The sequence below is a fragment of the Bacillus sp. SRB3LM genome, from assembly GCF_015712745.1.
Classification (GTDB): domain Bacteria; phylum Bacillota; class Bacilli; order Bacillales; family Bacillaceae_G; genus Bacillus_A; species Bacillus_A thuringiensis_K.
The window spans coordinates 783,972-797,420 of sequence record NZ_VWVQ01000103.1 but is presented as its reverse complement, the minus strand read 5'-3'; the positions used below and the strand labels follow the sequence as shown (position 1 = coordinate 797,420).

Sequence of the window (13,449 nt, the reverse complement as noted above, 5' to 3'; positions counted from 1 at the left end):
AACGCTTACTTATTTGTTTACATCCTATACAATAAAGGTACCAAATCGAAAGAGGTGGCCAAAATGAGTACGAAAAAAGTATATAGTTTCTTATCACAAGCATTCATATTCTCAGCTATTATGTTAATTTCTAATATTATTGCAACACATTTACCAATTCCAATGCCTTCATCGGTAATCGGGTTAGTTATTTTATTTAGTCTATTATGTTTAAAAGTTATTAAATTGGAGCAAGTTGAATCACTTGGAACAGCTTTAACAGGTATTATTGGATTCTTATTCGTCCCATCAGGTATTTCAGTTATTAATTCTCTTGGTGTAATGGGGCAGTACTTTGTACAAATTTTAACTGTAATTGTTGTCGCAACAGTTATTTTACTCGCTGTAACAGGATTATTTGCACAATTCATTTTAGGAAAAGATGAGAAAGAAACAGAAGATACAAAAGAATTGAAAGTAGTAAATAAAGGACGCAAGCACGGAAAGGTTGCGTAACCACTACATTTATATATTGTTAGGAGGTAATAAACATGGCAAGCACAATGACTCCATATTTCGGAATCGTCGTTTCATTAATCGCATACGGGATCGGAACATTATTATTCAAGCATTCAAAAGGATTCTTTTTATTTACACCATTATTCGTAGCGATGGTATTAGGGATTGTCTTTCTAAAGGTAGGTAACTTTACTTTTGAAGAATATAATACTGGCGGAAAAATGATTAGTTTCTTCTTAGAACCAGCAACAATTGCATTCGCTATCCCACTATATAAACAAGTAGATAAGTTAAAAAAATATTGGTGGCAAATCTTATCGGCTATCGTGGTTGGATCTATTTGCTCAGTAATTGTCGTGTTCATTGTTGCAAAAGCAATCGGTTTAGATACAGCAGTAATGAATTCAATGTTACCACAAGCAGCAACAACAGCAATTGCGTTACCAATTTCAGAAAGTATTGGTGGTATTCCAGCAATTACATCTTTTGCAGTTATTTTTAACGCAGTTATCGTATACGCATTAGGGGCATTATTCTTAAAAACATTTAGAGTGAAACATCCGATTGCAAAAGGTTTAGCACTTGGAACAGCGGGCCATGCATTAGGAGTTGCAGTAGGAATTGAAATGGGTGAGGTAGAGGCAGCGATGGCAAGTATTGCTGTAACGGTAGTTGGGGTTGTAACAGTAGTTGTCATCCCAATGTTTATGCCATTCATTGGATAGTAAAACTGACTTAAAAAATAAGAAAAGCAAGCTATTTGTAGGACAGATTTCTACTGATAGCTTGCTTTTTATGTTACAGTAGTGGTAAGACCTATTTAAAAAAATGGAAGTTTCCTTAAATCTTCATTAATACTATGTAGAATACGTTTTGAATTAGGGCATTGTATTGTAAAATAAGAAGTAAGCTACTTATATACCTGTTAAGGTAGGCATATAATGAGTTTATAAAAATCTTAATATGAATGAATAATTAAAAGTAGAAAAGAGAGAGAAATCTACTTATTAACGTTTTAGTTTATAGGACAGGAGAGAGTATTCGTCGATTATGCAAATAAAAAACCTGTTTCAAAGCAAAGGATTTCAGAGGTTACTCGTATTAGTAATACTTGCTCTCGTGTTATACGGGCTGCAAAGTATGTTGAATTTAATATTAATTACGTTTATTCTCACGTATTTAATGGATCGATTCCAAAAGTTTATTTCCCGCAAATTAGATCATTTCATGCCTATTAATCGAAAAATTATTATAGCATTTCTATATGTAATGTTAATTGGTGGAATTGCTATTACGTTATTTAAATATTTACCAGTATTGACGATACAAATTTCACAACTGATTTACCAATTCAATGTATTTTTAAGAAACCCACCAGATAGTGAACTAATTAAGTATGCAGTTAATGCTGTCAATCATATGGAGCTTTCTAAATATGTAGGACAAGGCGTAGACATTTTGTATAAATCGATTACAAATGTTGGTAAATTCGGCCTTCAAGTTTTACTTTCTTTAATTTTGAGTTTGTTTTTCTTACTAGAAAAATCTCGTATTTTTGGTTTTACTGCAAAGTTTAAAGAAAGCAGGCTTGCAATTTTCTATACTGAAATTGAGTACTTCGGAAAGAAATTTGCACGTTCATTTGGAAAGGTAATCGAAGCACAATTTTTAATTGCTGTTGTTAACTGTGTTCTTTCAGTTATCGCATTATGGATATTAGGATTCCCGCAATTATTAGGTTTAGCATTAATGATTTTCTTGCTTGGATTAATTCCAGTAGCGGGGGTTATCATTTCGTTATTCCCACTTTGTATGATTGCTTACAATATTGGCGGTATTATGTACGTTGTTTATATTTTAGTTATCGTAACAGTGATTCATGCGCTTGAAAGTTACGTATTAAATCCGAAGTTTATGTCGCAAAAAACAAATTTACCGATTTTCTATACTTTTATGGTATTAATTTTCTCAGAGCACTTCTTAGGTGTATGGGGACTGATTATCGGTATTCCAATCTTCATTTTCTTACTAGATGTTTTAGACGTGACAAGTGATGAAATGGAGAAGGATGTTGGAAAAAATAAAGTGAAGTAAGAAAAAGCATCGATGTTCGATGCTTTTTCTTTTATAACATGATGTTCCTTATGCCATACTGTAAGAAGAACATAGAATAGGGGTGAAAGAATGGCTGTAAATGAAAAGGTAGAGTTAGCTACATTTGCTGGAGGGTGCTTCTGGTGTATGGTTTCGCCATTTGAAGAGATGGAAGGGATTATAAAGGTTGTTTCTGGCTATACAGGTGGTCATAAAGAGAATCCAACGTATAAAGAAGTATGTTCAGAAACGACGGGACATTATGAGGCAGTACAAATTACATTTGATGCAAATAAAATGCCGTATGAGGAATTGTTAAATATATATTGGAGACAAATTGATCCGACCGATATTGGTGGACAATTCCACGACCGCGGACAGTCTTATGAAACGGTGATTTTTTATCATAATGAAGAACAACATAAAAAAGCAGAGGCCTCAAAAGAAGAGCTTGAGCAGAGTGGACGCTTTTCAAAACCAATTGCGACAAAAATACTACCAGCAGCTACATTTTATCCAGCTGAAGAATATCACCAAGGATACCATAAGAAAAACACATTCCGCTATGAGTTATATCGTAAAGGCTCAGGACGAGATGCTTTTATTAAGCAACATTGGCCAAAGGATAATGCTCATTTAAAAGAAAAACTCAATGAGATGCAGTATTATGTAACACAGGAAAATGGTACAGAACCACCATTTCGAAATGAGTATTGGAACCATAAAGAGGAAGGTCTTTATGTAGACATCGTTTCAGGTGAGCCGTTGTTTACTTCTCTAGATAAATTTGATAGTGGATGTGGATGGCCTAGTTTTACAAAACCAGTGATGTCAGCTAGTGTGAAAGAAAAGATGGATGTGAGTCATAATATGACACGTACAGAAGTGAGAAGTAAAGAAGGAGATTCACATCTTGGGCACGTATTTCCAGATGGTCCAGGACCAAATGGCCTTCGTTACTGTATTAATTCCGCAGCTCTTCGATTTATTCCAAAAGAGGAATTAGAGAAAGAAGGCTATGGCGATTTCCTAATCTTGTTTGGAAATAAAAAATAACCTCGCAGTTAGCGAGGTTATTTTTTTGTTATTTTGTTTTTTTCTTTTTAAATTTGCTTAATACTTCATAAACGATTGGAACAATAAGAAGTGTTAATAACGTTGAACTTGTTAATCCACCAATTACCGTTACGCCAAGTCCTTTAGAAATTAAGCCACTACCTTCAAATCCTAATGCAAGCGGGATAAGAGCACCGATTGTTGCAATTGCAGTCATTAAAATTGGTCGAAGGCGTGTTGCACCAGCTTCTAATAAAGCTTCACGTGTTGATAGACCTTCATTTTCTTTATGAATAACGCGGTCGATAAGCACGATTGCATTTGTTACAACGATACCGATTAACATAAGCGCACCAATCATTGCAGAGACACTTAATGTTTCACCAGAGATTAATAAGGCAACAAGAGCCCCGATGATTGTGAATGGTAGTGAGAATAAAATTGCGAATGGTGCAAGGGCACCGCCAAATGTAACGACAAGAACGAAGTATACAATGGCAATCGCAGCTAACATCGCTAGGCCAAGTTGCTTGAATGATTCTTCAATATCTTTAGTAACACCGCCCATGGAAACATCTACACCAGAAGGAAGATCCATTTTATCTACTTCTTTTTGTACTGCAGTAGATGCTTTTGAAACGTCATCAGATGTTAATTTGGCACTAACCTCTGCATAAACACGTCCATCTCGGTGTGTTACTGTATTCGATGTTTCACCTTCTTTTACAGTCATAACATCTTTCACAGCTACTTCATTACCAAGTGGTGTTGTAATTTTGCGATTTGTTAAGTCATCGATTGTTTCATAATTTTGTTTTTCAGCTTCTACATATACATTGATATCTTTACCGTCTTTTTTAATTGTTGTCAGAACAGGGCGATCATGTTGATTAGAAAGTCCCATTCCAATTTGAGCAGCCGTTAAGCCCATTTTACTTAGCTTTTCTTGATCTGCGACTAAAGTGTACTCTGCATATGTTTTTGCAATACTAGAATCTATATCTTTTAAGTCTTTATTTTTCTTCATGATATTTTGAATATCTTTTACGACAGGCTTAATGTCTTCTGAGCTATCTCCGTAAACGTATAGTTTAATTTCATTACTACCGCCACTTGCTCCGAAGTCTTGGTTTTTCCATTCGCCTTTGCCAGACATCTTCTGTAAATCTTTAACGACTTGTTCTTTCTCTTTTTCAAAGTTTTTTGTGTCGTTATCATATTGCACGAAGAACATTGCTTGGTTTGATTGACCAGGACTCATTGGATTCTCTCCACCTAATGAGAACTGAATTGTTTTGACGTCTTTATTATCTTGGAAGTGCTTCTCAGCTTTTGTTGCAATTTTTTCAACGTCTTCTAACGTTTGACCTGGTTCAGGGTTGTATGTTGCAATGATCATTTTTTCTTCTTCAGAAGGTAAGAAACTTACACCGATAACTGGTACAAGTGCAAGACTACCAACTAATAGAAGGACAGCGATACTTGATGTAATAATTTTGTGATTTAAAGCCCATGCAAGTATGCGTTTATAACCATTTGCTAATTTACTTGGTTTTTCTTCATGATGTACTTCTTTTTCCCTCATGCTCTCTTTCTTAAATAAGGAATGGGCTAGCATCGGTACGATTGTAACTGCTACTAGTAACGACGCTAATAAAGCGAAGACGATAGTTAAGGCGAATGGTAAGAACATTTCACCAATCATACCTTTTACAAGCCCTAGCGGTAAGAATACAGCGATTGTTACAATGGTAGAAGACATAATCGGGATAAACATTTCTTTCGTAGCTTCACGAATTAAATCTTTTCCGCGCAATTTCTCTTCTGATAACGACATACGTCGATAAATATTTTCAATAACAACAATTGAGTCATCGACAACGCGGCCTATAGCAACTGTCATTGCTCCAAGTGTCATAATGTTAAGCGTAATATCCATTTGCTTTATGACTAAAACAGCAATTAATAAAGAAAGTGGTATTGAAACGACAGAGATTAACGTTGTTCGAATATTTCGTAGGAACAGCATAATAATAACAATCGCAAAGATAGCACCGAAAATTGCTTTGCTCAGCATTGTTTCTACTGATTTTTCAATAGGTGCACCTTGGTCGAATGTTGAAATAATCTCTAAGTCTTTATACTTTTTCTCAAGTTCTTTTACTTTATCTTTTACTGCATTTACAACATCAACTGTATTTGCATCAGAGGCCTTCACAATTTGAATTCCAATTGCTTCTTTTCCATTTGTTCGAGAAATGGATTCTGCTTTCCCAACTTCTTTAATGTCAGCAATTTCGTCTAATGTAACTGTTGGAATCCCGTTCATAGCAGCTGGATTCATTTGCGGCGTTTGTGCACCAGCGCCAGCATTTTGACTACCTTGACCGTTAGGTGAGGAAGGTATAGCTGGGATTTTGAGTTCTTTTAATGTTTTAATCGTTGTAATATTGCCATCTACAACAACTGATTTTTCCGTGTCTTTAAATGTGTATAAGCCAAGTGGTAAAGATACATCCGATCCCTTAATTACATTTTTTACAGTATCTTCACTTAGTCCTAGTTCTTTCATTTTATCTTTCTTGAAGACGAGCTGTACTTCGTCTACTTGTTGACCAGCAATTTGAACAGATGCAACACCATCAAGTCCTTTTAATCCTGGTACAACATTTTTTTCTACATTTTCAGTTAAGGTAGCTAAAGATTCATTCTTGCTTGCTACGCTTAACGAAATAACAGGAAAAGCATTGAAGTTTACTCGTGAAACTTTAGGGTCTTTAACACCGTCTGGGAGCTTCACATTCGTAAGAGCTTCTTTAATTTCTGTTTCTGCTTTTTCCATATTTTTATCAAAATCGTATTCTACTTGAATAGAAGATGCGTTTTGAAAAGATGATGAGCTTACAACGTTAACACCGCTTAAATTTTGTAGTTGTTCTTCCATCGGCTTTGAAACTTTATCAGCTACTTCTTCTGGTGTAGCACCAGGATAGACCGTAGTTACTGTTACAATCGGTGTTGTAATATCAGGAATTGTTTCCAGCTTCATATTGAGTCCAGAGTAGATCCCGGCAATAGTAACAATAATGGTTAGTAGCCAAACTGCGAACTTATTTTTTAACGAGAAATTGATGATTTTGTTCATGTTTGCGCTCCCTTTTTATTATATTGACCAACTGGTCAGTCTAATACATAATATAACTGACCGCTCGGTCAATCGTCAATAAAAAGAGATGGTATAATACATTTATAATAAGATGCGAGATTAAATTTAGGAGAGAAGATATGAAAGAAAAAGAGCGTTTAATTATAGAATCGGCTATGAAGTTATTTGCTACTAAGGGTGTAAATGCGACATCAGTGCAGGAAATTGTGACAGCTAGTGGTATATCTAAGGGAGCTTTTTACTTATATTTTAAATCGAAAGATGAGCTTTTATTAGCGACACTTCGATATTATTATGGCAAAATCCAAAAGAAAATGCTGGATATTGAACAAGAGTCTTTATTACCACGTGAAAAATTTGCAAAACAATTACATTGTCAGTTTAATGATATACAAAAGCATAAAGAATTTATTATTATGCATGCGAGAGAAAATGCAATTCCGTTTAATAAAGAAGTGGAAGAATTTATGATGCGGATGAAGTTAGAGTCTCATGCATTTTATCGGAATAGTTTATTGTCCATTTATGGTGAAAAGGTTATGCCATATTTATTGGATTTAGTAATTATGGTAGAAGGCATATGCCGTGGGTATTTAGAATTAATTATTTTACAAGCACCAGAAATCGATTTATCGTATGTCGCTGCTTTTATTTTAAAAAGAGTAGATCATTTAGTAGATGGCTTAGTAGAATCTTCGGAAGAACCTATTTTACATGAAGAAAAGCTTGGAGAATTTCTTTGTAAATCCGAGCTCATTAAGGAACAAGTTAAAGAGCATTTTTTAAAAGAAATTATTGTATTTAAGCGTAATTTAGCTGATCAATTAGAGGATGATGAGTTGTTAGTAACGTTAGATGTTTTAGAGGCTGAAATACGATTGCTTAATCCAAGAATTCCGGTAATTAGAGGTATGTTAGCAAACTTAGAGGCGTATCCGGAATTAAAAGAATTTCAATTACGCCTTATAGGATACTACAATATAAAAAATTCTTAATAAAAATAAGTAAAAAACTCCTTGTCTACACAAGGAGTTTTTTCTTAAAGACTACTTACTGTTTTGAGACCATTCTTCAACATCCCAAACTTTTGTGATCCAATCTTCATAGAAATCCGGTTCGTGACATACAAGGAGAATTGTTCCTTTATATGCTTTCATAGCCTTCTTAAGTTCCGCTTTTGCTGTAACATCAAGATGGTTTGTCGGCTCATCAAATAATAGCCAGTTACTTTCCTCACCCATTAGCTTACATAAACGAACTTTTGCTTGTTCTCCACCACTTAATTGACTTAATGGGCGAGAAATATGTTCATTTTTTAATCCGCATTTTGCTAACATTGCACGAATTTGATGCTGGTCTAAACCAGGGAATGTATTCCATACATCATCAATTGGTGTTATATTATCAGCTTTAACTTCCTGTTCAAAGTATGCAGGCTCTAAGAAGTCACCAAGGCTTGTTTTACCGCTTAAAGGTTTAATTTTACCTAAGATTGTTTTTAGTAACGTTGATTTACCAACACCGTTACATCCAACAATAGCAATTTTTTCACCACGTTCAATCGTCATTGATAGCTTTGGTAGTAGAGGATGCGTATATCCGATTTCTACATTTTCACCTTCAAAGACGAAGCGGCTACTTGCGCGACTTTCTTTAAATGAGAATTCAGGTTTAATCGCTGTTTCTGGGCGATCAATAAGTTCCATGCGATCAAGTTGTTTTTGACGACTCTTTGCACGACCTGTCGTTGAATAACGAGCCTTGTTCTTTGCAATGAAGTCTTCTTGTTTTTTGATAAACTCACGCTGCTTTTCATAAGCGTTTATATGTTGATTTTTATTGATTTCTGCTAGTTCTAGGAATTTTTCATATGTCGCTGTATAGCGTGTCATTTTTGTGAATTCTAGATGGAAAATAACATCAACACATTTGTTCATAAATTCCGTATCATGAGAAATCAATAAGAATGCATGTGGGTATTCTTTTAAATAATTTGTTAACCAATGAATATGTTCAACGTCTAAATAGTTAGTAGGTTCATCAAGCAATAACACTTCTGGCTGTTCAAGTAATAGCTTTGCAAGCAATACCTTTGTACGTTGTCCACCACTTAGTGCTGAAACATCACGATCTAAACCAATTGCATCAATTCCAAGACCACGTGCAGCCTCTTCAATTTTCATATCTAGTAAGTAGAAACCACCTGCTTCAAGTGCATCTTGTATTTCTGCCATTTGCTCAAGAAGTTCTTCTAGTTCTTCTGGTGTAGCAGTTCCCATTTTTTCTGTAACTTCATTTAAAGCTTTTTCCTTTTCGAATAACGGTAAAAATGCATCCGCTAGTACGTCACGGATTGTACGCCCAGGTGTTAAAACAGTATGCTGATCTAAGTAGCCGTAATGTGTGCCCGGTGTCCATTCTACACGACCTTGGTCATGAATAAGCTGACCAGTAATGATATTCATGAATGTTGATTTACCAACACCGTTTGCACCAACTAATCCAACGTGCTCACCTGCTAATAATCGCATAGATACATCTTTAAATAATGTACGATCGCCAAATGTATGTCCTAATTTTTCAACTGTTAATAAGCTCATAGTATCCTCCGTCCAACTTGAAATAGTACCTTGAATCATGATACTAAATTCTTTCATATAATGCCATCATTTCAAAATGTATATTTTTTCAAAAGAAGTGTTTGTAAATGTTAGTATATAAAAAAGTTACTTCTACCTACAGAAGTAACTTTTTGGTTATGCCTTTTGTTTAACTTCACTAACTTTCTTTTCAGCTACAATAAAATGCGGTCTACGTTTTGTTTCATAATAAATACGACCGATATATTCACCAATAACACCGAGGAATATGAGTTGAATACCACCAATAAATAGTATAGCGGAAATGAGAGTAAAATAACCAGGAACTTCCACACCACCAAGGATGATTTGAACGAACGTAGTGATTACGTATAAAAGTCCTAAAATGGTTGTTAGTAATCCAAGATATATAGATAGACGTAACGGTTTATTATTGAATGAAATTACACCATCAATTCCGTAATTTAATAATTTTGAGAAGGTCCATTTACTTTCTCCTTCAGAACGTAATACATTTTCATATTCAATGATTAATTCGTTATAACCGATCCAAGAGAATAAACCCTTTGAAAATCTGTTGTATTCACTTAAAGACACTAAAGAATCCACTGCTCTTCGACTTAAAAGTCTAAAGTCACCAATACCATCTACTAATTCAATATCTACAAACTTATTCATTACCTTATAGTAAAGACGAGAGATGAAAGAGCGAACGGGTGAATCACCAGTTCTTGTCCTTTTTGCAATGACTTGGTCGTAGCCTTCGTTATATCCTTCTAACAGTTCTTTTATTAACGTAGGAGGGTGTTGTAAGTCAGCATCCATAATAACAATTGCATCGCCTGTAGCATATTTTAAACCTGCTAACATTGCTGCTTCTTTTCCGAAGTTTCGACTAAATGATATATAATGTACCGATGAATCTGAACTAGCTAAATCACGTAAAATATTTAATGTATCATCTTTACTACCATCATTAACAAAAACAAATTCATAATCGGTAGTTAATTTATGAATTTCAAGAGAAGTCTCTGAATAAAAGGCTCGAAGCACCTTTTCTTCATTGTAGCATGGTACTACTATTGAAAGGGTCATGTTAGGACCTCCTTAGGTGTAATTTTAAAGTGGGCATGAAGTAAAAGTGAAGCAATCATCTTCAACTTTTACTTCACTTCATTTTAATACCTTTTTTTAAAACGATTTTTTAATTTTGAATATCTTTTCGTATCTCCAAGAACTAGAAGCGAGATGCAAATGATAAATGAAATGATAGAAATAACGAGACCCATTTTGAAATAAGGTGTGACGTATTTCATTTCAACTACATGTTGCCCTTTGGAAATAGGAACGCCAATAAAGGCGGAATTAGCCTTCGTAAATTCCGTTTCTTTACCGTCAACTTTTATTGACCATCCTTTACTATATGGTACCGATAAATATAGTAATCCATCTTTAGTGGAATTAATATCACCTTTTAAGGAGTTACCTTCATAGTAAATGTTTTGTAGGCTATTTTCTTTTAAAGTATTTACTTTTTTTGGGACAGTCTGATAGTTAGTACTGTTGATTTGTAAATCTTTCAACTCATATTGACCAGGAGTAGGAATAGAAATGATTAGCTCGGTTGGCTTTGCATCTTTTCCTAAGTTGTAAACAAATCTTTCTAACGGATAAGCATAAGCTCCATCTTCATTACCTTTTATCATAGATTTGTCATTGACGGTAACCCCAAATGATTCCTTGTTTATATTTCTAATTTTAATTTCAACAAGAAGATCACCTAACATATCGTTATTCTCAATAGGTACTATTATACGCCCATTTTCATGAACAGTGAGTATATCTTTCTCTTTCTCTATATTTTCCCACTTCATTTTATTTGGATTAATCTTAATTTGTTTTGAATCTAGCTGTTTTGTATTAAATTGTTTTAGTGGGAGACTTCCAACATCATTTACAACTACAGCATCTAATAAAAGTTGATCTTTCTCGGCAAAATTAAGTTTTGAAAATTCTTCATCACTTATTCCAGCTTCGTATACATAGCCTAATGGTAGTGCAAATTCATTTTTATAAATGTTGTAAGGACCTACTTGTTGTAAATGCTTATAACCATAAGGAATTTCGGTTTTATTAGCACCTTCACTTAGTACATAATATTTTACCCCTAGCATGTTCTCAAGGAATAATCGTTTATCTAACTGGAAGAACATAGATGGACTATCGTATCCTTGGAAAACATTATACTTATTTTTCATAAAGTCATGAACATGATAATTGACTAAGCTTTGATAAGTACTTGTACCATGATAACCTTGCAACATCGGCGTATTTTTATAATTATTGTTTGGATTGATAATTCGATAAAAATCTTTATCTTGATTTTGTATATAACGAATTGCGTCAATTTCATCCTTATTATCAAGACCTGGCCCGTGTAATGATTCTTTTGTCACACCTGCTTGATTAAAGTGTTTACTAAGAGCAAAATCTGAATAGAAGTAATTAATAAACATTACATTGACGAGTACATTTAATACAATGAAACATTGTAAGGCTACTTTTGATAAATAGCGCCATAGTAATATTGTAATAATAGATAATACAGTAGTGCAAATTAAAATTTTATCAATTGTTTGTAGCGGCTGTGCATTTATATTTACTTTTCTATAGAATGCGTAAATAAATAATGTTGTTGCTAGCAAAGGACCTATTAAAGAATTGACCTTTTGTTTGTTGAGTAGCATCCAATCTAAAATGTAGGCGACAGTTTGTGCAACCACAAATGCAAATAAGTAAAACCATCTGTATTGCATGGCAGAAAAGCCATTAAATACGGAATACGTATATGGAAGCATATATAGCACTAACATAAACCCAGTAAAGATTAATTTATTTGTGACAAGTTTATTGCGTATTAGAAGCGCGCTAGTAATAAGGAAGAGGATGAAAACAGGGAATGCAAGCTGATAATCCTCTGTATTGTTAATGAAAAAGATACTTTCCATTAAGTTTTTATAAAACGTACCTTCAAAAAATAACGGTATAGTAAATTTTGTAGCGAGTCGGTCGGAACTAAATACACCATTTACAGATGGTATAAAGCAAACAGCAGATAAACCTAGTGATAAAGCATATAGAAAAGCAATTCTAATATAATAAATTATAAATGTTTTAATTGTTTTGTTCTGCTGTGTAGCGAAATATTGGAAAAAGGCATAAATATAGATAAAAATACTAGTAATGAAAGCGAAATAGAAATTTGATGCAAGCATAAGTGCTGTTGCAAACAGGAATAATCCTTTTTTTCGCTCTAAAATATATTTATCTAATCCCCATATTACTAAAGGTAAAAACACTATAGCATCTGCCATGAAATCCCATAATAAAGAATGGCGAATGAAAGTTATACATCCTCCATATATAATGGCAGAAATAAAAGAAGAAAAAATAGTTTTATTGTGATAACGTAAAGAACCATACATGAATAACATAGCTAATGTACTTTTTAAAACGCTCATATATAGTTTCAGCTCAAAGATTTGGTCAAAATTTAGTTTAGGAAGTAGAAGCGTAAGCCAGAAAAATGGTGCTGTACTATAGTAATAACTAAATTCTCCGAATAAATCTCCACCTAAGCCATAATCCCAAGACCAAAATAAATTTCCATCTTTAAATGCGTGTTGTAAAAGGAATGTAAAGAAACTGAATTGTGATAATGCATCTCCCGTACTAGAAAATACACTGTCTGATTTTAGGAAAAAGTAATGAAAAGCAAATGCACATATTATTAATAATGGAATAATAATAAGTGTGCTTTTAGTGAAAAATGTTCTTTTATTTACTTCTGAAGTCATTAAATAAATAAGCCTCCTTAAATTCAATTGCCACATTCTTCATCTCTGGTTATCTTTTTAGGATGAAGAAAAACTATGTATGAATCGGCGATTTTTAATAGTATTAATAAAGTGTTTATTTGTGTAATTTATAGTAAATTTAGGGTGTTTGTAGTTAATATTTACATGAAAAATTAAC

The 13,449-nt window shown here is 33.7% G+C and carries 9 protein-coding genes and 1 pseudogene; 6 read left to right on the top strand and 4 right to left on the bottom strand.

Annotation, left to right across the window (positions count from 1 at the left end):
• Positions 1-63 precede the first annotated feature (63 nt).
• From lrgA to msrB, 5 genes and pseudogenes are all read left to right on the top strand, one after another.
• Complete coding sequence (gene lrgA / locus F3I02_RS31205; protein WP_000104901.1) at positions 64-495, top strand: antiholin-like murein hydrolase modulator LrgA; 432 nt, start codon at positions 64-66, stop codon at positions 493-495.
• A 35-nt stretch (positions 496-530) separates the two neighbouring features.
• Complete coding sequence (lrgB, locus tag F3I02_RS31200; protein ID WP_000168869.1) at positions 531-1,223, top strand: antiholin-like protein LrgB; 693 nt, start codon at positions 531-533, stop codon at positions 1,221-1,223.
• A gap of 325 nt (positions 1,224-1,548) precedes the next feature.
• Positions 1,549-2,592: an AI-2E family transporter gene (locus F3I02_RS31195; RefSeq protein ID WP_196478761.1), complete on the top strand. Its 1,044-nt coding sequence runs from the start codon at positions 1,549-1,551 to the stop codon at positions 2,590-2,592.
• Positions 2,593-2,682: 90 nt separating this feature from the next.
• Positions 2,683-3,150, top strand: a pseudogene (gene msrA / locus F3I02_RS34775) (peptide-methionine (S)-S-oxide reductase MsrA); the annotation flags it as partial.
• Between the two features lie 45 nt (positions 3,151-3,195).
• Positions 3,196-3,648 carry a peptide-methionine (R)-S-oxide reductase MsrB gene (msrB, locus tag F3I02_RS34770; RefSeq protein WP_224201069.1) on the top strand — a complete coding sequence of 151 codons (453 nt, stop codon included), beginning with the start codon at positions 3,196-3,198 and terminating at the stop codon, positions 3,646-3,648.
• 28 nt (positions 3,649-3,676) lie between these two features.
• Here the strand turns inward: msrB and F3I02_RS31185 are convergent, their stop codons facing one another.
• Positions 3,677-6,793 (bottom strand): efflux RND transporter permease subunit, encoded by a 3,117-nt coding sequence (locus F3I02_RS31185; RefSeq protein ID WP_074593914.1) that lies wholly within the window; start codon positions 6,791-6,793, stop codon positions 3,677-3,679.
• Positions 6,794-6,933: 140 nt separating this feature from the next.
• Between F3I02_RS31185 and F3I02_RS31180 the strand changes: the two genes are divergently transcribed.
• Positions 6,934-7,809, top strand: a complete 876-nt coding sequence (locus tag F3I02_RS31180) for a TetR/AcrR family transcriptional regulator (protein ID WP_196478760.1) — start codon at positions 6,934-6,936, stop codon at positions 7,807-7,809.
• Between the two features lie 51 nt (positions 7,810-7,860).
• Here the strand turns inward: F3I02_RS31180 and F3I02_RS31175 are convergent, their stop codons facing one another.
• From F3I02_RS31175 to F3I02_RS31165, 3 genes are all read right to left on the bottom strand, one after another.
• The gene (locus F3I02_RS31175; RefSeq protein WP_000055410.1) at positions 7,861-9,414 is read right to left on the bottom strand and encodes an ABC-F family ATP-binding cassette domain-containing protein; all 1,554 of its coding nucleotides are present in this window, start codon (positions 9,412-9,414) and stop codon (positions 7,861-7,863) included.
• A 156-nt stretch (positions 9,415-9,570) separates the two neighbouring features.
• Positions 9,571-10,509 carry a glycosyltransferase family 2 protein gene (locus F3I02_RS31170; protein ID WP_000175830.1) on the bottom strand — a complete coding sequence of 313 codons (939 nt, stop codon included), beginning with the start codon at positions 10,507-10,509 and terminating at the stop codon, positions 9,571-9,573.
• A gap of 83 nt (positions 10,510-10,592) precedes the next feature.
• Positions 10,593-13,271, bottom strand: a complete 2,679-nt coding sequence (locus F3I02_RS31165; RefSeq protein WP_196478759.1) for a YfhO family protein — start codon at positions 13,269-13,271, stop codon at positions 10,593-10,595.
• Between the last annotated feature and the right edge of the window lie 178 nt (positions 13,272-13,449).

Bases quoted from the DNA above. Each gene is read 5' to 3' on its own strand.
- F3I02_RS31170 (WP_000175830.1), bottom strand. From the start codon at position 10,509: ATGACCCTTTCAATAGTAGTACCATGCTACAATGAAGAAAAGGTGCTT.
- F3I02_RS31185 (WP_074593914.1), bottom strand. From the start codon at position 6,793: ATGAACAAAATCATCAATTTCTCGTTAAAAAATAAGTTCGCAGTTTGG.
- F3I02_RS31180 (WP_196478760.1), top strand. From the start codon at position 6,934: ATGAAAGAAAAAGAGCGTTTAATTATAGAATCGGCTATGAAGTTATTT.
- F3I02_RS31165 (WP_196478759.1), bottom strand. From the start codon at position 13,271: ATGACTTCAGAAGTAAATAAAAGAACATTTTTCACTAAAAGCACACTT.
- lrgB (WP_000168869.1), top strand. From the start codon at position 531: ATGGCAAGCACAATGACTCCATATTTCGGAATCGTCGTTTCATTAATC.
- lrgA (WP_000104901.1), top strand. From the start codon at position 64: ATGAGTACGAAAAAAGTATATAGTTTCTTATCACAAGCATTCATATTC.
- F3I02_RS31175 (WP_000055410.1), bottom strand. From the start codon at position 9,414: ATGAGCTTATTAACAGTTGAAAAATTAGGACATACATTTGGCGATCGT.
- F3I02_RS31195 (WP_196478761.1), top strand. From the start codon at position 1,549: ATGCAAATAAAAAACCTGTTTCAAAGCAAAGGATTTCAGAGGTTACTC.